Origin of the sequence: Microcoleus sp. N9_B4, from assembly GCF_036701635.1 — a bacterium.
Lineage (GTDB): Bacteria > Cyanobacteriota > Cyanobacteriia > Cyanobacteriales > Microcoleaceae > Microcoleus.
On record NZ_JAUBRC010000005.1, the window covers coordinates 110,524 to 130,487 of the forward strand.

Annotated in this window: 20 protein-coding genes and 1 pseudogene; 7 read left to right on the top strand and 14 right to left on the bottom strand. The window is 47.1% G+C overall.

Going from position 1 to position 19,964, the window contains the following annotated elements; all coding sequences use genetic code 11:
• Nucleotides 1–9 precede the first annotated feature (9 nt).
• A complete protein-coding gene (locus tag QUA43_RS04995; RefSeq protein WP_333371552.1) occupies nt 10–1,029 on the bottom strand; it encodes an RRXRR domain-containing protein in 1,020 nt (339 codons plus the stop codon).
• 424 nt (nt 1,030–1,453) lie between these two features.
• A complete protein-coding gene (locus QUA43_RS05000; protein WP_333226093.1) occupies nt 1,454–2,194 on the bottom strand; it encodes a DUF1868 domain-containing protein in 741 nt (246 codons plus the stop codon).
• A 176-nt stretch (nt 2,195–2,370) separates the two neighbouring features.
• Between QUA43_RS05000 and holA the strand changes: the two genes are divergently transcribed.
• The 3 genes and pseudogenes from holA to QUA43_RS05015 all read left to right on the top strand — a co-directional run.
• The gene (gene holA, locus QUA43_RS05005; protein WP_333371554.1) at nt 2,371–3,351 is read left to right on the top strand and encodes a DNA polymerase III subunit delta; all 981 of its coding nucleotides are present in this window, start codon (nt 2,371–2,373) and stop codon (nt 3,349–3,351) included.
• A gap of 229 nt (nt 3,352–3,580) precedes the next feature.
• On the top strand, nt 3,581–4,618 hold the full coding sequence (locus QUA43_RS05010) for a hypothetical protein (protein ID WP_333371556.1): 1,038 nt from the start codon (nt 3,581–3,583) through the stop codon (nt 4,616–4,618).
• Between the two features lie 545 nt (nt 4,619–5,163).
• Nucleotides 5,164–5,743: pseudogene (locus QUA43_RS05015) on the top strand (IS1 family transposase); the annotation flags it as partial.
• 299 nt (nt 5,744–6,042) lie between these two features.
• Here QUA43_RS05015 and QUA43_RS05020 read toward each other — a convergent pair.
• From QUA43_RS05020 to QUA43_RS05060, 9 genes are all read right to left on the bottom strand, one after another.
• Nucleotides 6,043–6,708, bottom strand: coding sequence for a Na(+)/H(+) antiporter subunit B (locus QUA43_RS05020; protein WP_333371558.1), 666 nt, complete (start codon nt 6,706–6,708; stop codon nt 6,043–6,045).
• Nucleotides 6,708–7,295: a DUF4040 domain-containing protein gene (locus tag QUA43_RS05025; RefSeq protein WP_333371560.1), complete on the bottom strand. Its 588-nt coding sequence runs from the start codon at nt 7,293–7,295 to the stop codon at nt 6,708–6,710. The genes QUA43_RS05020 and QUA43_RS05025 overlap by 1 nt, the downstream gene beginning before the upstream one ends.
• Complete coding sequence (locus QUA43_RS05030; protein WP_333371562.1) at nt 7,285–7,572, bottom strand: monovalent cation/H(+) antiporter subunit G; 288 nt, start codon at nt 7,570–7,572, stop codon at nt 7,285–7,287. The genes QUA43_RS05025 and QUA43_RS05030 overlap by 11 nt, the downstream gene beginning before the upstream one ends.
• On the bottom strand, nt 7,569–7,799 hold the full coding sequence (locus QUA43_RS05035; protein WP_333308098.1) for a hypothetical protein: 231 nt from the start codon (nt 7,797–7,799) through the stop codon (nt 7,569–7,571). Before QUA43_RS05035 ends, QUA43_RS05030 begins: the two co-directional genes overlap by 4 nt.
• A 150-nt stretch (nt 7,800–7,949) precedes the next feature.
• Complete coding sequence (locus tag QUA43_RS05040; RefSeq protein WP_333371564.1) at nt 7,950–8,333, bottom strand: Na+/H+ antiporter subunit E; 384 nt, start codon at nt 8,331–8,333, stop codon at nt 7,950–7,952.
• Nucleotides 8,330–9,760 carry a cation:proton antiporter gene (locus tag QUA43_RS05045; RefSeq protein WP_333371566.1) on the bottom strand — a complete coding sequence of 477 codons (1,431 nt, stop codon included), beginning with the start codon at nt 9,758–9,760 and terminating at the stop codon, nt 8,330–8,332. Before QUA43_RS05045 ends, QUA43_RS05040 begins: the two co-directional genes overlap by 4 nt.
• Nucleotides 9,757–10,092 (bottom strand): cation:proton antiporter subunit C, encoded by a 336-nt coding sequence (locus tag QUA43_RS05050; RefSeq protein ID WP_333213781.1) that lies wholly within the window; start codon nt 10,090–10,092, stop codon nt 9,757–9,759. Before QUA43_RS05050 ends, QUA43_RS05045 begins: the two co-directional genes overlap by 4 nt.
• A 353-nt stretch (nt 10,093–10,445) precedes the next feature.
• The gene (locus QUA43_RS05055) at nt 10,446–11,711 is read right to left on the bottom strand and encodes an ABC transporter permease (protein ID WP_333371568.1); all 1,266 of its coding nucleotides are present in this window, start codon (nt 11,709–11,711) and stop codon (nt 10,446–10,448) included.
• A 405-nt stretch (nt 11,712–12,116) separates the two neighbouring features.
• Entirely contained in the window at nt 12,117–13,937 is a 1,821-nt protein-coding gene (locus tag QUA43_RS05060) for an efflux RND transporter periplasmic adaptor subunit (protein ID WP_333371570.1), read from the bottom strand.
• 312 nt (nt 13,938–14,249) lie between these two features.
• On the opposite strand from QUA43_RS05060, the gene QUA43_RS05065 reads away from it, so the two are divergent.
• Both QUA43_RS05065 and QUA43_RS05070 read left to right on the top strand, forming a co-directional pair.
• Nucleotides 14,250–14,429, top strand: coding sequence for a BrnT family toxin (locus QUA43_RS05065; protein WP_333371572.1), 180 nt, complete (start codon nt 14,250–14,252; stop codon nt 14,427–14,429).
• The gene (locus QUA43_RS05070) at nt 14,392–14,670 is read left to right on the top strand and encodes a BrnA antitoxin family protein (RefSeq protein WP_333371574.1); all 279 of its coding nucleotides are present in this window, start codon (nt 14,392–14,394) and stop codon (nt 14,668–14,670) included. Before QUA43_RS05065 ends, QUA43_RS05070 begins: the two co-directional genes overlap by 38 nt.
• Before the next feature lie 113 nt (nt 14,671–14,783).
• On the opposite strand, the gene QUA43_RS05075 is transcribed toward QUA43_RS05070, so the two are convergent.
• Entirely contained in the window at nt 14,784–15,410 is a 627-nt protein-coding gene (locus QUA43_RS05075) for a Uma2 family endonuclease (protein ID WP_333371576.1), read from the bottom strand.
• 148 nt (nt 15,411–15,558) lie between these two features.
• On the opposite strand from QUA43_RS05075, the gene QUA43_RS05080 reads away from it, so the two are divergent.
• Entirely contained in the window at nt 15,559–15,705 is a 147-nt protein-coding gene (locus tag QUA43_RS05080; RefSeq protein WP_333371578.1) for a hypothetical protein, read from the top strand.
• Here the strand turns inward: QUA43_RS05080 and QUA43_RS05085 are convergent.
• The gene (locus QUA43_RS05085; RefSeq protein ID WP_333371720.1) at nt 15,702–16,970 is read right to left on the bottom strand and encodes a pitrilysin family protein; all 1,269 of its coding nucleotides are present in this window, start codon (nt 16,968–16,970) and stop codon (nt 15,702–15,704) included. The genes QUA43_RS05080 and QUA43_RS05085 overlap by 4 nt on opposite strands.
• A gap of 261 nt (nt 16,971–17,231) precedes the next feature.
• Nucleotides 17,232–18,497: a pitrilysin family protein gene (locus QUA43_RS05090; protein WP_333371580.1), complete on the bottom strand. Its 1,266-nt coding sequence runs from the start codon at nt 18,495–18,497 to the stop codon at nt 17,232–17,234.
• Between the two features lie 406 nt (nt 18,498–18,903).
• On the opposite strand from QUA43_RS05090, the gene QUA43_RS05095 reads away from it, so the two are divergent.
• A complete protein-coding gene (locus QUA43_RS05095; protein WP_333371582.1) occupies nt 18,904–19,932 on the top strand; it encodes a hemerythrin domain-containing protein in 1,029 nt (342 codons plus the stop codon).
• Nucleotides 19,933–19,964 lie beyond the last annotated feature (32 nt).

Consider the following 19,964-nt stretch of genomic DNA (forward strand, 5'->3'; position numbering starts at 1 on the left):
CCCGTCCTTTTAGGACGGCTTTACAGTTCGCCATGAGTTGTAAGCCAGAAACTTACAATCTGTGGGCTTTGCGTTTTGACACAGGCGTTTTCCTGTACCAAGACTGTGGAGGCTAATGCGAGATTTTTTAGAATCTTCGCCACCTACGTAACACTTTCCATACTTAGGATGCTTGACAATCCCCCCGCGCTTCAATCCTTGCGACATGGAGCCACCGTAAGGACGGCGATATCCGTTTTTCCCAGGGTTAAAAACGTGCAATTGTCTGCGATAAATGCGGATGGGCTTACATTCCATCACCACCATATTTTTTGGTGATATATCGCCACCTACCAACAGGTAAGCTAGCACCCAAGAATCGACACAATGGGCATCAAAAACATTGGATAACTTGACCTTAGATTTTTTGAGACATAATTTTTGACGAGTTAAGTAGGTGTCGGTATAGCCATCAAATTGGGTGACAGGTGCAATTCTTTCCAACTCGGAATAACACCATTTTTTGCCAACTTCTAAGGGCGAAAATGACTTATTCCATTTGCGACAACCTTTTTTGGTCAATGCTTTTACATCCTCAATTCCAATGTCTGAGATAGGAAAGATGGTATCAAAAACTTTGACTACTCGGATTTTGAATTGCCAACGCGCCTTAGTGCTTGGAGGAATCCCGCCACGCTTACGGTTTTTACGAGGTTGGCGACAAGGTGTTTTTCGATTGCGCCTTCCACGTCTGGCGTTTGTACTTGTCTCCTCAGCCTCTTTAACCCAATCAACAGCATGAAACTGCTGATTTAAGTAGGTATGAGCTTTTGATTTGACTGTGTACCCCTCACGTTTAGAACCCGGATCGATTCCAACTGCTACAGGTTGAGTATGACGATTTGAAGGTTCAACGTTTAAGCGAACACAAAATATCCCTTTACGGAAAAATGGTGTTGCTTTTCCAGATTTAATCCAACGCTCTGCCCTTGCGGGTGTTGTTGGCATTAAAGGACGTTGCTCAAAGTCCACTACAGGAACGTATTGCATGGTTTTTGTTTGGCGATAAGCCTAACTGTTTAATTTCCTTCGACTTTGACTAACGGAGTGGTTACGGGTTAGGAATAGCGCCTGTAACGTCCAATGAAAGTGCCACCTTCAGTTAGTTCAAATTGGTTTCTCAACCGTTGTCTAGTCCTACTTGCGCTTGTTTTCTACCTATGGCTTGGTTTCCTTACAAGCCCCATCCCTTTAGGGTGGGGTTAGTGACAAATTTTTCCCTTGACTTTACTGTCAAACAAAAATAATTAAAGCATTTAATAGGCAATATCCTGACTATTGCCACAGGGGAGAGGGGGAGAGGGGGAGAGAGACTGGGAGAGTGGGAGATGGGGAGAGGGGGAGATGGAAAAAATCTTCACATCGATCCTCTTCCTTCTTCCTTCTTCCTTGTTCCTTCTTCCCTCTTCTTTCGTTAAAACTCAAAAACAGGCCAGTCAGGTTGTCGGAGGTAGGTAGCCATGTCCTCAAACTTCCGTAGTTCCACTCGGTGTACGGACAGTTCTTGCGGCGTGTCCAGCCATTGCTCGTTCAACTCTGACAGCAAAGCGCACAAGCGATCGCGGTCAAGGTTCGGCCCGGTGTCCCCAAAATAAGCCAGAGTAATGTGTGCCGTAAAATGATATTGCTGTTCAATTCCCAAAGCCATTAAATCGGGATTTTGATAGATCGATCGGCGAAACTCCAGAATTTGCTTGTAAGAGTTTTCGTCCGTCGGTGCCAAACAAACACCCACAGCTCTAGTCATCACCATCAACCCCAGCACTATCCAGCGAATGGGAGCTCCGCCCGCCAAGGGTTTGCAGGCTGCAAAACGATCGGCCATGCGCGAGCGCAGTTGCTCCTCAAATTCTGGATTTTTATCAGAGGCATCTCGAAAAGCGCTGTTCCAAATCAAATCGGCTACGGTTAAATGGAAGCTATCAGGAGGCAGTGCCACGAGCGCACCCTCCCCTATTTCCTGCAATAGCCGTTGTTGGCTCGACTGCAAATTACTATAAAATGCAGCATTTTCTGCATCTTCCCCCGCAGGCGGCGTAATCACTGAATAACCTGGAAAAGGTACAGGATCTCTCCGGCCTGCTTCGTCGGGCTTAAATTTTGGAGATTCCTGAATGTGTTCCACCTGGGACTTGTAGGAGTCCAGCAGCGTCATTCGCGCCACCCGATTTACGTAAGCTTGATAAGTATCATCCAATCTTGATTTCCTCGCGGTGACATACTCCCACACCAAATTTTATATTATGGTGCGGGCTTCCAACAGCCCTATTCAGGATATGTTGGACTTGCGGAACCTGCAACTTTGATTTTTTGGGCTACTGAGCGTTTTTCATGCAAATTTACCTGTTTTGGGGGGAAGACGACTTTGCGATGGCGCAGGCTGTGACAAGTTTGCGCCAAACAGTCCTCGACCCCAACTGGGCTAGTTTTAACTATGACAAGATTATTGCCGATCGAGCCGACGCTGTGGTCGAAGGACTCGATCGAGCCTTAACCCCACCCTTCGGTACCGGCAGCCGTTTTGTCTGGCTGGCAAATACGACTGTAACGCAGCAGTGCTCTCCAGAACTGTTAGCACAATTTGAACGGACGCTGCCGGTGATTCCCCCTACCACCGTGCTGCTGCTGACATCCGTCAAAAAACCCGACAGCCGGCTCAAATCTACCAAGTTAATTTCCCAGTCCGCCGCCCAAGTGCGGGAATTTTCACCGATTCCGCCTTGGAATGACAAAGAATTAGCCCAGCGGGTGCGCCAAGTCGCGGGCGAAATGAACGTAAAATTGACAGCCACAGCGATCGAACTTTTGGCCGAATCCATTGGCAGCGATACCCGCGGGCTATACAGCGAACTGGAAAAATTGCGACTGTTTGCGGGCAACCGCAGCCAACCTCTGAACCCGGAGGAAGTGGCAGCACTGGTACACTGTCACGCCCAAAATACGTTCCAGCTAGCCGATGCGATTCGGGAGGGCAATACCTCCGCCGCCTTGGATTTATTGGCAGGATTAACTGGCCGCAGCGAGCCTGGTTTGAGAATTGTGGCTGGCTTGACTGGTAAGTTTCGGATTTGGCTGTGGGTAAAGGCGATGATCCAAGCGGGCGATCGCGATGATAAAATTGCTCAAGCTCTAGATCTCGGCAATCCGAAACGAGTATACTATTTTCGGCAAGAAGTCAAGAATGCCAGCTTAGAAAAACTGCAAAAAAGTTTGCCTTTGCTCCTAGAGTTAGAAGCTTCTTTAAAACGGGGCCGAGAAGAAATCTCAACCCTGCAAACCAAAGTTATAGAACTTTCTAGCTTGTTTCGCTGATGCGCGACAGAGCACAGGAGCGACACTTTACTGTAAATTTTTATAACAAATTTCGATAGTGGCTATGTGCTTGATGCCCGATCGCGGGGCAAAAGGTCAATAGATACTAGAAATACTCTTAGAATGCCAAAGTAGAAGTTAATGTGGTAAATAAATATTGTCCGCCGAATGCCGATCGGTTAATATTATTTGCCGGCTCTCCACCCCCCCAAAAAAAAGAGCGCTACCCATGACACAACAGAACCCGCGGGAACTGCTCAAGCAAGGCGATCCAAAAGCGATCGCATCTAGCATCAACCGTACACTCAAACCCAAAGGCATCAACGCCGATGTGACGCGGGACAACGGCTGCCTCCACATAATTCTGGAGGCAGACAAAGTACCGGATCAAATGGTATTGGTCGATTTCATCCGCACCGGCATGACGAAGCTGGGACTTGAATCAATTCACACTGTAAAGGTTTACGGGCGTCGAACAGGTGACGGATCGCCTACGTGGGAAGATGAAATTGATCTGATGCCTGCGGATTCAATGCCTTACCCCGTAGATAGTGGAATGCCTGACGACTCTGTAGGTTTAGATGATGTCGAACCCGGAGGCGAAGACTATTATCAAGAAGGAGAATTCGATCGAGATGACGGCGAGGAAGACGAAGACGAATACGAAGATGAAGCCCCGCCTCCGAAAAAACAATTTCCCAAATGGGTAATACCTGTGGGTATCTTAGTACCTCTGGCGGCGATCGCAGGGCTTTTCTTTACTAAAACTTTCCCCTTCGGCGACTCGAACCCAGAACCCATCGCCCCCGTAGCTACTTCCCCCTCCCCGAAACCCGCATCTCCCGCGTCTAAAGCCGCTGCATCCTCGACCGCCGCATCTCCAGGCGCACCACAGGCAGCCTCTCCTACACCAAAAGTCGCTCCCAGTGCTGTTGCGCCCGCAAGCCCAGCTCCGACATCTCCACCACCCAAAGCTGCACCAGCATCTCCGACACCCAAGGCAGCCTCTCCGGCACCAAAAGCCGCCGCGCCTAAGCCTGACTCTTGGAGGGAAGCCGTTAACACAGCTCAGAAAGCAGCTATTTCCGCCCAGACGGCTCAGTCTCAAAATGAGTGGATCGCAGTAGCAAGCGAGTGGCAGCAAGCAGTTAAGCTCATGAGAGCCGTACCGTCAACCAGCCCGAACTATCAAAAGGCTCAGCAAAAAGCAGCAGAGTATCAGGCTAATCTGATTGTTGCCAACCGCAGGGCGGCAGCAGCGCCTTAAGAGTTTTGAGTTTTGAGTTGAATACTCTATGTGCTAAAAGTCAAAAGTCCAAAGCCAAAAGTAAAAAAACTTGTTTTTACTGAAAGCTTTCTTACTTTTGACTTTTTTCAATTTTATTTAAAATTTCATTTAAGCTGTCGCGCATTTAAATTGCATATTCGAGGTGGGCGGGACGCCCAACCCCTACTCCCCACTCATTGTTTGATTGTTTTTTAATATACAATTTAAATGCAACAACAGCTTAAGAATGTTAAGAAAGAAGGTAAACAGAATTATATTTGTGTCGGTTGTGGCAGACAATTTATAGATTGCTATCAACCTCATAAAGGTTACTCTTCATATCGTTTCCGGCTGCATCGTCAGGTGATAAATTAGAGGGCAATTCATGAATGATTGTTACAAGTCGCCACCTATCTCCGCGCAATTTTCAGTTGTTCGATTCACAGTCAACAGTCAACAGTCAACAGTCAACAGTCAACAGTCAACAGTCAACAGTCAACAGTCAACAGTCAACATCATGAGGAGTGCAACCGGAATTGATATCAGAGGTCAAACGTGAATGTCTTAAAATGTATGTCAATGTTATGGGGTTTCGAGCAATTGAGAGAGTCAAAAATGTGCATCATACGACCATCATTAATTGGGTCAAACAACTAGGAAAACTCTTGCCAGATTTTTATGACGCAGAAACAACTCCCGAAGTGGGAGAATTAGATGAATTAGAAACATTTTTTGGCTCAAAAAAAACTTGCACCTGGTTATGGACAGGAGTAGATCATTTTAAACCAGGTATTCTAGGATGGGTTTTAGGCGACCGAGCGTGCAAAAACCTTTGAACCACTATGGGGGATTGTTAATAAATGGAAATGCCATTTTTAGGTGAGAGATGGGTGGAAAGTTTACCCGCAGTTTATTCCCGATTGAGAGCAGATCTCACCGCCAAACATACAAACATATATGATAAGAGTTGAGGGTAAAAATACAAGATTAAGGCACTATTTAGCGCGCCTAAAATGAAAAAGTCTTTGTTATTCTAAATTAGACAGCAAGTTGCTAAGGTATTCAATTCAATTACTAATTCACTATCTAAAATTTGCAGATGTTCCAATTCCGTATCAAAATTAAAGAAATTATTCTCTGCGTCCGCGATCGCATTATACGTTTATCATACCTCGATTCAGCAACGCCGGAATTACTCACCAAAAGCAAAGAAACCGGGTTTTTGACCGTTTCTGCGGGTATAACGAAGTATTTTTGCAAAAAAACCCGGTTTCTGACTACCCGTGCGTCAGCCTTATAAACCTAAAATATTGTTTACGGTTGTTGCTGAATGATTAAACCGCCGAGAACACAGAGGACACAGAGTCAGAGAATGAGAGAGATGAATAATTTCGATGTCAATGGATTGGAGATCGGAACATTTTTCATAGCAATCCGCGATAGCGAATAAACACCAACAGCACCGCCCACGATCCTAATGCGACTTTGACTGCAACCAGGATATTGAGCAAGGGGAGAATGCCACCGCTGAAAAGTGTGCCTAACTCTCCGTGGGGTAACTCATATCCTGACAGAGTGATAACGGACAATACAATGAAAACAAGTACCGAAACTTTCTCCAAAGTCGCGGCGTGCCAGCGCTGGTAGATTTCTTGCATCCACTGTGGTGATGAGGTAATCGCCACCAAGCCGATCGCAGTTCCCCCCGCTACACCCGCGGCAAAACCACCGCCTGGACTTAAATGCCCGCGAATTGCTAGTTCGATACCCACCAAGGCGGCAATCGTCGCTCCCAATCGCGCCAAAATAATCGATGGTTGATCGGTAAACTGATATATGGCGCAGGACGGCTTTTCATTGGCTAGCATAAAACTTGCACCCAAGATGGCGATCGTAAATACCACTACTTCAAAGATCGTGTCGTACAGCCGATTTCGCAAAATGATACCGGAAACCGCATTGGGTACTCCACTATCTTGAACAACCAATTCGACGATCGAACTTTGCTGCGATAAGTCCATGGTTGGATTGGCGATTAGCAGCATTTTGACAAACAGCGCTATCCCTGATAAAAAGTAAACCCACTTCATCAATGTTTGTCCTCTGCGTCTGGTGTATTTACATAGGTTAGGGTTGTCCCCGGTGATGAAAGTTCGGTTTGCATGATGTCATAGACACGCCGAACTCTGATTGCGGTGTGATAAAGTTGCGCTTCGCCGCTGTGTTCTAGTTGGCTTTGTGGGGAACAAGCTGCATGAACTTCTTTTTCCATCAGCGCCCGCTGCAATGCCTGTGTAGTCGCATAGGGAACCAGTTCCAGGCGCATATGGCGTTTCTGAAAAACTGTGCGGATGTCATCTATCAGTTGCTTAAAATCACCTGCGGTTTTGTCGTTTGGTATAGCATCGCCCTCTGTCCCCTCTTCGATTACACCCAGACGCAGCACGAGGGATGAACGCACCGTCACTGCATAAAGTGTAATCGCCAGTAGAGTACCCATCAAGGCTTCGGTCAAGCCCACATCCCCCGCCCCTAAAATTGTATACACCAAGGCGGCGATCGCTCCCAATACCCCCCGCAGTAGCAATGCGTGGTATGGATTGACTTGAAACACCACCATACCAGCAGCTAACGGTAGCAGAGCGACGAGGACATAAATGTAGCTATTATCGTTCATAATCACTCCCTGTTTGGGAACAATAGGCCAACACATATCCCAGCATTGTGTTCCAGATTGCTAAGCAAATGATCGCCAGAATCAGCAGGGGCCATTTATTGGGTATTTGCAGCAGCAATCCGACGACGATCGCGATCGAACCCAGCGTATCTGCTACCGAAAGACTGTGCAGTTTATATAAAACCGATCGCTTCCCAAGTAGGAAAGAAGTACCCCAAAACCAGAAAAAAATCCCTATACCGATGCAGGTATAGCTCAATACATCTATTACGATCATGCTTCACTGATACGTTTGATTATATGTGCCAACAACATCAAGCCAGCATTACCCACACTGAGGATAATCGCCGCCACCACACCGATCATCCAATCATCGCGCCAAACGGATATGACGAGAGCGATAATTGCCGCCTTGCTCGAAATACTAGCAAAGGCCAACATTGTCTGCCAGATATCATGATCTTTCCATACCTCGTACATAGGTATGAGCAGAGCCAAAATCATCGCAATTAGAATCAAGTTGTTCAAGTTGTTCAATTGTGTTCCCTCCTGATTTTTCTTACTTAGCTAAATCGGAATTATTCATTTCTCTCTTCTCTTCTCTTGTCTGACTCGGCGTCACTAGCGGTTAAATCATTGAGAAAGAAACTTGAGCTAGGTGTTTGATGTCCGTCGCACTCGGTGTACTTCGTAAAAACCCTCTTCGTGATATTTAACGACAATTGTCTTAGGTGTAAAAGTGATCAGGAAGACATCTAGGAAGATCAGCAAGGGCGATCGATGATTTGGCACTTTTTCCATGATCACATCTTCGTGCCTATGGGGACGGAGGATGAGTTCAAATGCTTCTAAATAAGCTATCGGAATCGCCATGAAGATTTTACCCAACACCCCCAACCATTCCCTCAAAGGTTCCGGGGGTGCGGAGCTGCGCGGCAACAGGAAAGCAATGATGAAGCCGATCGCAATATTTGCTAAACTAAAATCGGCTGTCAGTAGAAACCAGATCGTCAGTCTTAATATTAGCTGTCCAATCATTTTGGTAATGCCATCCAGAATAGTAGGAGCGAAATCAAGCTCATAAAACCGACCAAATGATCGAATTGTTCAAGCATACGTGGCAGTTTGATTGCCGTGCGTTGAAAAATTAGAAAATAGGCTAACCAACCAACGCCGATGATGGCGATCGCCTTAAGCATATTTTCCAGCGTATAAGCCTGAACATCAAAAGCATTGGCTGCAATCAGCCCCGCTAGCAACAGCAACACCGCAGGCCAAAAACCAGGTTTGGCTGCTGTTTGTCCGCCACGAGGTAGAAAGATGAATTTAGCAAAAGAGATTGCTGTTCCGACTGCTGCGACATTCATCGCGATCGCTGGCCAGAATCCCAAATTCTTCACCGTCAACACCTTTGCCCCAAAGCCAACCAACAAGGGAAAGCCAGAGATTGATAAGCTAGCTATGACTAAGGCAATCCAGATTTTGGTATCGATCGGCTTCTGTTTCAATTCTTTCAGATTACGACTCGGTAACGATCCTGCAATCAGAAACAGCGACGATTTGACCAAACCGTGTGCCAGCGCATAAAACCCACCCACGGACGGTGCAGCGAGGATAAAGCCCAACTGCGAAACCGTGTGAAAAGCCAACATCCGTTTGCTATCTTTTTCTAAAATGGCATAGAACACGCCCAGCAGCGCCGTCCCGACGCCAAAGATTTGGACGATGGGTGCCACCTCCTCCACCATCAGCGCACAGCGCACGAGGGGATATACCCCCGCTTTGACCACAATCCCTGACAGCAAAGCCGACACAGGCGTTTCTGCTTCCGAGTGAGTTAACGGTAGCCATAACCCCGATACAAACACACCTCCCTTAACCAAGAGTCCCATAAAGATCAGAGCGATCGCCTCTGGGGGCGCTGCACCCAAGCCGGCAAAACTAAACGAATGACTTGCCTTATAAACCAGCACGGCACCGACTAGATAAAACAGCATTGCCGTATTGCTAATAAATAGATAGCGCAAAGCCACCCAAATCGATCGATCGGTGCGAGGATAGGCAATCAAGAGAAACGCCGCAATGCCGCTGACCTCTAACCCCACATATAAACTGATAAAATCAGTAGAGGCAAAGGCCGCATTCAGGCTGCCGTGTACCATCAGAATTTGTGCATAAAAAAATGCCGTCTTCTCTGTTGGCCAACAGTAGATAATCACCGCTGCTGTGACTAAGGCATTGGTTAAGATGAAATAGCCGCTCAAGCGATCGACTAACAACGTGACACTGAAATTATCCAGTAACTCCAGCGTCACCGCTGACGGCATAGCAAAAAGCAGGAACGCATAGGCAGCGGACGCGAGCGCTCCGAATATTGCCAGATACTTGTCAAGCTTCGGAATCAAATAAATACTAAACCCGACAAAAAACGGGAGTCCAATCCAGGCTAGCGTCAGGGTATTCATGGGGTATTATTCATCTCGATTTCGTTACTTTCTAATGTCGGATTATCTCGTGCCAGCTTCATCACACTAACCAGCATTAAAGCCTGAATCGAAAAGCCGATCACGATCGCCGTTAAGATCACCGCCTGGGGAACCGGATCGGCGTAAGCGACATTTTTCCCCTTTGAAATAATGGGTGTCAGCAAGCCTTCTCGCGATGCCACCACCACGTAATAGGCTATAACCCCTGTACTCATGACATCCATACAGACGATTTTCATGATCAGGTTCTTTTTAAAGATGATACCAAAAAATCCGCAAAATACTGTTGCCAATACCAATGCTTCTAACATGGAAATTGCCTGTTGGATAAGGGGTTTTTGTTATTATATTTGAATAAACGTATATTATTTCTAATGGAACTTAAACATTTTCTAGCCCCTCAAAGACCTGAAAAGCTGTCTAGGTAAGGAAAAGAGTTTGAGGCCCCGTCAGAGCTGAAACCCTTGTCAGTTCTGGAATGTACCCAAGTTAAGCTCAAATCCTTTACCTGTCTTAGTTTGCCGCCAGTTTAGACGTGATTTTGGTCTAAGTCCCGTTAGCGAATCTGTGGCCGACAACGAAGTCCGATCGTCCATCAAAGCCGGTTTCAGACCACTCGTGCGTCCAGGAGTGTTCAATTTAACTGGGGCAAACGTCACTAAGTTCAATCATTCCGCAAGGCTGCGATCGGATCTAAGCGAGCCGCATTCCGAGCCGGCAATACTCCAGCTAATAAGCCTACAGTAAAGGATAGCCCAAAACCTGCTGCGATCGACCATACAGAAACCACAAACGGAAATTTGAACGCTGTCGAGGCCCCAAAGGCGATCGCAACTCCCAACCCAATACCCGCCGTTCCCCCCACCGTGGAAACTAAAATAGATTCCGCCATAAATTGAATTAGAATTGCTGCATTAGTAGCGCCTACCGCTTTGCGAATCCCGATTTCCTTAGTCCGTTCCACAACAGACACCAACATAATATTAGCAATACCGATACCGCCAACCACCAAAGAAATTCCGGCGATCGCGCCCACCATAACCGTAAATAAACCTATCACATTGCTGAAAGTATTAACTATCTCAGCTTGATTTACAACTCGAAAATCATCCGGTTGTGGCGGATAAATATTGTGGCGCAAGCGCATAATATTTTCCACTTGAAATTGAGCATCCGCTAAATCCGCTTCGCCGGCAGTTTCCAACCAAAAACCCGATATCGCAATCCCCGCTAAAGAATTTCTCCCCACAATCCGCGAAGACATATTTTTGAGGGGAATATACACTCGATCGTCCTGATCGGTTCCCCCTACAGACCCCTTGGTTTCCATCACTCCAATGACCTTGTAACGGTTTCCCTGAATGCGAATATCGGAGGATAGCGCATTAACTCCGGCTCCAAAAAGTTCGTCCCGCACCTTAGAACCGAGGACAACTACTGGCTCAGCAGCATTCAATTCATCCTCGTTAAAAAACCGTCCTTCTTGGGGTTGAATGTTCTTAACATCTGGATAGTTTAAATCCGTTCCCAAAATAGCAGTAAATGAATTTTGTCCGCCATAAACCACTTGCACTTGGCGCTGCAAATAAGCCGAAATCGCCTTAACAGCAGGAGCTTGTTTGCCGATCGCCCTAGCGTCATCCCAAGTAAGGGTAGTAGCAGAACCGCTTCCCTGACTGACACCGCCCGATCGCGAAGCGCCGGATAACACCAACAGCACATTTGTACCCAAAGCCTTTAACTGTTCTTCAGTTGATTTTTGTACTCCCTGTCCCACCGAAGTAATAGCAATTACCGAAGATATCCCAATAATTACGCCCAGCATAGTTAAACTGGTACGCAACTTATTATTCCACAGCGCCTCTGTCGCCATCAACGCGATTTGAACATTAGAGATTTTGTTGGTACGGGGGCGAGTCTGTAATTTCATGTTATTTGTTATTTGTTATTTGTTATTGGGTGGCAACTTCTAAGGATTTGGCCTTAATTGACCCCTAATTTATCACCTGACAATGCAACCGGAAACGATAGGATTTGTGGCACGACCCGCCGGGGGTTGAAACCCCCGTCTCATAGTTAAAGTCGGTTGAAACCGACTGAAAATTCGTCTGATGATGCAGCCGGAAACGATATGATTTGTGGCACGATCCGCCGGGGGTTGAAACCCCCGTCTCATAGCTAAAGTCGGTTGAAACCGACTGAAAATTCGTCTAAAACCGATCTACATCAACTAACTCTTCAGTCCTCTTTCAGAGGACTTTCGCTATGAGACAGGGATTTCAATCCCTGTCGGACTGTCGGACTCACTCGCGGACTAACTAATGACTACTAACTACTAACGCAAGCGCGTTCCGCCACCCGGTTGCAAACCCGGAATTCCACCCGACGATGGATTTTGGGATCGAGGCCGCAATCCGGGCGGTAAACTAAGCAGCACTTTTTCATTTCCTTTCAAACCCGATCGCACTTCCGTCTTATCATCCACCGTCATACCAGTCTTAATCGGCATAAAAGCAGGTTTGCCATCTTCTGAACCCGGAACAAAAACCCCCGTTTCCCTTTGTTGGCGGACAATTGCCGCAGTCGGAACTACCAAAACATTTTTGAGTTCACCAGCCTTAAACTCCACATTCACATTCATGCCCGATCGCAGCATTTGTTGATCATCATTAATAATTGCCGCTTTTACCTCAAAACTTGTCACATTTTGCTGGACGATCGACTGAGGCGAAATTTGAGTGATTTTACCTGCAAAAGTCTTTCCCGCAAAAGCATCGGCTTGAATAGACGCAGCCTGGCCGATCTTAATCTGAGAAATATTAGTTTCTGCTACGTTTGCTACTAATTGATTTTTGGAAGCTAAGGACAAAATCGAAGAAGAAGTAGCCGAAGAAACCGCACTACCTGCCGTCGTGGGAGTCACAAAAGCGCCCGGATCGGCGTACTTGCGGGTAACAGTGCCGGTGAAAGGAGCCCGCAGCACGCTGTCGTTAATCTGCGCTTGAACGCTTTGCAGGCTGCCTCTAGCAGCGAGAACTTGGGCGCGGGCTTGGGCGATGTCTTCAGGGCGGGAACCAGATTCTAGCAGGGCCAAAGCTTGCTGTTTTTGCTCGACGGCGGCCTGCCCCGCAGCGATGTCTTCCGGCCGTGCGCCTGATCGCGCCAGGGCCAAAGCTTGCCGTTTTTGCTCGACAGCAGCCCTCCCAGCAGCGATGTCTTCGGGGCGTGAGCCCGATCGCGCCAGGGTCAAAGCTTGCCGTTTTTGCTCGACAGCAGCCCGCGCCGAAGCGATTTCTTCGGGGCGAGCACCCGCTTGCAGCAAAGCTACAGCTTGTTCAGCTTGCCTGACTTGCGTTTGAGCTCGATCGCGCTCGGTGCGGGAGTTGTTGACAATTTGCAAAGCAATGGCTCCGGCATTATAGAGTTCCTGATTTCTCTGAAAGTCTTCCTCTGCTTGGTTTTTGGCGTATTCGGCATCTCTGAGTTTGGCGATCGCTTGGGCGATGTCTTCAGGCCGATTGCCCTTGAGCAATTTTTGTAAATTTGCCTGTTGTTCAGCTAGTTGTGCCTCGGCTACGGCAATATCCTGGCTTCGATTGCCGTTAAGCAATTTTTGCAGACTTGCCTGTTGTTCTGCCAGTTGTGCCTCAGCTACAGCAATGTCTTGGGTTCGATTGCCGTTGAGCAATTTTTGCAGACTTGCCTGTTGTTCTGCTAACACAGCCTTAGCCACGGCAATGTCCTGGGTTCGAGTGCCGTTGACCAATTTTTCCAGGTTTGCTTCGGCGGCTGCGAGTTGTCCGCGAGTTTGGGTAAGTTGCCCTTGGAGGTTGGAGTCGTCCATGTAGGCGAGAATCTGCCCTTGTTCAACTTTATCTCCTTCATTGACAAGCAAACTTTTGAGCATTCCTGAAGTTTTGGGGCTGACGTTAACGGAACGTTCGGGCACAATTGTGCCGTTTGCCGAAATTGTAATCGGCAGGTTCACCCTTTCGACAGCAACGGTTTTTTCCCTGCCTCTGGTTTCGCGGCTGGATTTGACTGTGAGTTGGCTGTAAGCTGTGTAGCCGACTCCTGCAAGCAGGGAAGTGGCGAGGAGTCCGCTAAGCCAGGGAGTCAGCTCTTTTTTAATCTGAAAGTGCTTTACTAAGTACATATCAATTAGACCTGATGGGTCTGTCTTGAATTTAGACCGATCGGGAACAGAAAAGGTTCAATTGAAGTCGCACTAAGTTTTTTCCGGTGTTTAATGCTTGCGGGCGATCGAGTTTAGATCCCAACATCGATCTCCAGTGCAGCATAAAACCTGTTGGGCCCAATGCGTGATAATGAATAAAGATAGTTTAATCTCGCCTTTCCTAATCCTTCATGCAATTTGAGTGGGACGAAGCGAAAAACCTTGAAAACATCCGTAAACATCAGATTGATTTTGCCTATGTTCCCGCGATGTTTGATGGTGAAATGCTGATTGAGCTCTTCCGATCGTTTTGATTGTGGCGAAGATCGCTGGTTTGGAATCGGTTTTCTCGGTTCTGGAATAGCGGTAGTAGTCTGGACAGAACGTCAAAACAATGTAATCCGAATCATTTCAGCGCGAAGAGCTAACCGTCATGAGCAGAAACGATTTGAACAGTACCTCTGGTACTAACTGGGCCACCTTAGAGTCAAGGTCAGAAGAGAATATCGACTACTCAGATATTCCACCGCTGACAGATGAATTTTTTGAACGATCGACTTTACGTATTCCAGCCGATCTATCCCACAACTTAGTTCAGCTTGATCCAGATGTCAAGCAGTGGTTTGAGGCTCAAGACTCACAGTATAAAACTTTAATTAATAACGTTTTACGCCAATATATAGAGAATAATAAAACTCAGCACTCAGCATAACCCCACGTTGCAAAGGAATTAGATTGATCGCGAACTGTCTACTCAAACCTTGTGGCTAAACCTACCTTTATCTGAAGAATATATCCTAATATATCCTACGTGTTGTAGTGATTTTACCTGCCAGCCATCAACACCTGTTCAGCAGTCAGTTTTAAATCTGGGAAAGTTAGAGAGACGATGGTCTGATTGCCCCGAATCTGCTGAATTTGATATTCCCCATTCACTAAAGTGCAGATAGAGAGGGTGGGTTGTTTGGGCTTCCCAATGTGTTGAGTACCACCTAATCCTGCGTAGTCTGCAATCCAATATTCAGGAATACCTAAAACTGCGTAGTCTTCGACCTTACGGGAATAATCATTTTGCCAGTTGCTACTAACAACTTCTGCCACAAATTTAATCGAACTGCCCAGTGTCAGGATCGACTCGTCAGACCAAAACAGTTCTTTGGTAAGTTCATCTCGATCGACAACTGCAACATCAGGTCGAAATGCTGTCATACCAATATTTGAAGGGCGCAATAGTCCCCGCTGAAGGACAAACCAAGGTAAGCCTGTTCCGTCGATCTGGACACAGATTTTTGTGGTAATGAAGGCTGCAACCTCCTCATGAGGGCCTGTTGGTTCCAAGTCGAATACCTCTCCATCGATCAGTTCATAGTGGTTATCGCCACCATAACGGGCGATAAACTCGTCAAAGCTGAGTGGCTTCTGTTGTATTGGTTGGTCGATCGCAATGGTCATAGCTCAACTTAGCCCAATCAATTCTTTTAGTATATCAGACATCTCCTAAAAAGCCTGTTTTGAACAGGCAGGATGCCTGTTCCACAAGAATTATGGGAGATGTCTATCAGATTGAATACGCGATGTGTGACGGATCAAACCGTTACCGATGCCCCATTACCCTATGCCCTATGCCCTATGCCCCATTTTCATCTCTTACGCCGCAACGCGAAACATTCATTTTACATTCCTAGAAATAGCGGACGATCGCATCGATCGAACTTGTGAAAAGTTCGATCGCCAATTTCCTACTTAACAAACAGCCACTACACCCAACTCTGTAATCGCCGCCTCCGGGCCCACCAAAGAAATATACGGTTCTACAAAATATTTCTTAGCAGCATCCCGCGCTTGTGAAGCTGTCACCTGTGCAATTTCTTCTTGAAACTGCTGGTCAAATTTAATTCCCAATCCCAAAATTTCGTACCAACCTAAAACTTGGGCAATTTGCGAATTAGTTTGTTTTCCTAAAGCATATTGACCGAGCATTTTATTCTTGCAAGCTTGCAATTCTTCCTCGCTTAGTTCGGTGTTGGCGAGTCGATCGACTTCTGCGCGCAATCCTTCAAAAGCAGTCGCCGTATTTTCCGGCGCCGTACCCATGTACACAACAAACTGAGCCGTGTCCAAGCGCGTCGCGTAGAGCGCGGAAACGTCGTAAGCCAAGCCCCGCTTTTCCCGCAATTCCACAAACAATCGGCTCGACAAACCGTTACCCAAATAAGTATTCAGCAATTTAATCGCTGCGTAGTCGGGATTTTTGACAGAGGGTGCGAGGTAGCCCAGCATAATCACTGATTGCTGCGTATCTTGCGCCGTAACGACCGATTGAGGGGAGGGTGACAGGGGGGGGACGGTTAAAGTTGGCAGGGGTGTTAAAGGCGCTTTCCAGTCGCCAAAAGTTCGATCGATCAGGGCGATCGCATCTTCGGTCGAGATTCTGCCGGCTACAGAAATAACTACATTATCGGGACGGAAATAGGTTTTGTGGAACTCTTCGAGCTCGTTTCTGGTGAGCTTTGACATCGTAGCTTCCGTGCCCAAGGGAGAGAAAGCATAGGGATGTTCCTGGTACATCGCGTGCCGCAATTGCTCGAAGGCGATCGCAAATGGCTGTTCTTGCTGCGATCGAATTGCTGATATGGCAATACGGCGTTCGAGCTCGACTTCAGCTTCCGGGAAAGTGGGCGATCGCGTCAATTGCGCCGCTAACTCCAAAATCTCCTCAAAATCCGCAGAAACCGTTTTCAAACTCACTAAAAAATAGTCTGTAGTAGAGTCGGCACTCAACCTCGCTCCCACCGATTCTACACGCTCGGCAATTTCCAGCGAAGACAGTCGATCGGTTCCCTTAGTCATTACCGCCGACAGCAAGTGACACAATCCTGCTTGTTCCGGCTGCACGTAGCGACTGCCGGCCCGCAGGAATATCCTAGCTGCAATAATATCTGCTGCTGGATTTTCTGCTGCTAAGACAACAATACCGTTGTCTAAAACCGTGCGCTGGATTTCATTTTTCATTGAATTCTTTGTTAACTGTTGACTGTTGACTGTTGGCTGTTCGCTATTGGCTGTTGACTGTTCGCTGTTGATTGTTGACCACAGTAACAGATACATTTAACCCGGTAAATCTAGGAATCCACCTAAATCTACTTTGTATGACATATGCTAATATGCTTAAAACGATGATGACTTAATGTAACCATCGCTCTTGCTATTTTAGCTGCAAGTCTTCTCTTACCTTTTTTCAATTAACCGTCAACCGTCAACCGTCAACCGTTATTAGATTGGTTTTAGCACCACAGCCGTGTAGCGGCGGGGAGAAAGATATTGTTGAGCTAGGCGCTGAAGGTCTAATGGCCCAAATGCTTTAATCCTGGTGGGATAGCTAAGCGCTAATTCCGCAGTGGCGATCGTATTGTAATATCCGTAAAGACCCGCTAGCTGTCCCGGCGTTTCGAGCGAGAAAGCAAAATCGTTGCACAGCAAACGCTTACAGCGGAGCAATTCTACCTCGGAAACCGGCTCAGACTGCAATTCCCAAAGCCGATCGCAAATCCGAGATTCCACCTCTTCGACATCCTTCGCGTCCAAGACTGCACTGATAGTAAATAAGCTCGATTCCCGTTGCAACGAGAAAGTGCTGTCGATCGCCTCTACCAATTGTAATTCTTCCCGCAGTTCCCTGACTAAACGCGAAGTTCGCCCGTCTGCGAGCAACACCGACAGCAAATCCAAGCCGCAAGCACTTTGCAAGTGTTCAACTCCCGGGCCCGTCCAGGCCATCATCAGCCGCGCTTGTTCCAATCGGGGGAGGCTCAATTCCTGACGGCGAATTTCTATCAGTGGCGGTTCCGCCTCTGCGGTTAATTTCGGACAATCCCACGGATCATAAAACTGCTCGAATGCTTTCTCCGTAACATCTCTGGCCTGTTGTTCATCAATTCCCCCGACTACCACCACAGTCATATTTTCCGGCTGATAGTGCGCTCTGTGGAAACAGCGCATTTCGTGGGGAGTTCGCGACATCAACAACTCTTCCGTGCCCAATACCGATCGCCTGTAGGGATGTCGCTGGTAAACTGTTTCCATCATTGCTTGGAAACCCAGCCAATCGGGATTGTCTTGAGCTTGACGGATTTCTTCGAGCACCACATCTCGCTCGCGATCGAATTCAGCATCGGGAATCGAAGCGCGCAGCAGCAATTCTGCCAGTGGCTGGGCAGTTTCTGCTAAATAATCGGCCGCAGCGTTGACGAAAAAATGCGCGTAGTCGTGACTTGTAGCTGCATTGGCGACACCACCGCGATTTTCGATTACCTGGTCAAATTCTCCAGGGGCGATCGAATCCGTCCCTTTAAATATCATGTGTTCTAGAAAATGAGCCATTCCCGACCAAGAATCCGGCTCCAGCGTAGCGCCAGCCCTCACCCACACGTCTAGCGCGACCACCGGTGTGGCCGAAATCCGCTGGTGAATGACCGTTAACCCATTATTCATCTTCCAGACATTGGCTGGGAACTCTAAAGCAGTGAGCAGTTGAGACAAGCTAGTTATTCTTAAACTTTAGTTAACTTCGGCTGCAACTATGGTAGCGCTTTACAGCTCTGCGATCGGGATTAATTGATACAAAAGTCAGTTGACTGTTGACTGTTGACTGTTGACTGTTGACTGTTGACTGTTGACTGTTGTCAGTTGTCAGTTGTCAGTGGGCAGTGGGCAGTGGGTAGTGGGCAGTGGGCAGTTGTCAGTGGGCAGTTGTCAGTTATTAAGGGTAATTTTTGCTTTTTTAACAAACGACCTTAGCCTTAATTTATTACCATTTTTTTGCTCAAAAGTCAATAGGTTGCGCGGGATATTAATGAATCAGTCGTGAGAAAGAGGATGTTATCAGAATATCTCAATAAATTAAGAGATGTAAGAACACTAAAGACCTTGAGAGGAGAAACGACAGATGGTAGCTACCTTAGAAGATACCAAGCGCCAAGCGATCGCGACTAAATTAGCAGACATGAAAGCGCTGCAAAACCTGTTGATCGCCAACGAGCAATTGTTCATCAATTCCTGCAACGACTCCGAACTAGCCCAGCGCTTCCGGGATATGCTCGAAGACGATCGCAAAAATTTGGGCGTATTAGAAACTACGATCGTGCAATACGGCATTCAAGCCGAACCCAAAGAAACCAGCACAAAAATGATTGAAGAAGTTCAGAAACTCATGAAAGGTTCTGAACTGACCATGTTTGAAAAAGTAGCTCAGCACGAACTGCTCAAACACAAACAAACAATGGCCGGCTTGTTAATTCACAAAGCCGCTCAAGTAGTCGGCGCCGACATCGAAGCTGCCATTACCCCGCTCAACACAGTTAACTTTGAGAACCGCGCTCACCAAGAGCAACTCAAAGGAGTTCTCGAAATTTTAGGCGTGCGCGAACTGACCGGCAAAGACCCCGACCAAGGCGTTTGGGCTCGCGTACAAGATGCAATGGCAGCCATGACCGGCATCATCGGTGGTGCAGTTACCCGCAGCAAAGATGAGATGAACATCACCGAAATCATCACCATGGATCACCGCAAAGCCGATACCCTCTTTATGGAGATCGAAAAAACCGACGATCCGAAAAAATTGCAAGAATTCTTCGGTCAGTTGTACAAAGATTTAAGCGTCCACGCAGAAGCAGAAGAACAAATTGTTTACCCAGCAATTCGCAGCTACTACAGCAACACTCAAGAACTGTACGACGAGCAAGCAGAAATGAAGCAAATGCTCGCCAAGATTAAGTCAATGAACCCCAGTTCTTCTGATTTCAAAGCCCAAATCAAACTGCTCAAAACAGCGGTTCAGGATCACGTAAAAGAAGAAGAAAATGATATGTTCCCTCAACTTCGCCGCAACTTTAGCGAAGCACAAATGGAACAAATGGCTACTCAATTCAAAGCAGCCAAAAGCACGCTCCAGCAAGAAATGGCTAACCTGAGCTAATTCAGCAGCGAGCTAATTGTAGCTCTAGGCGA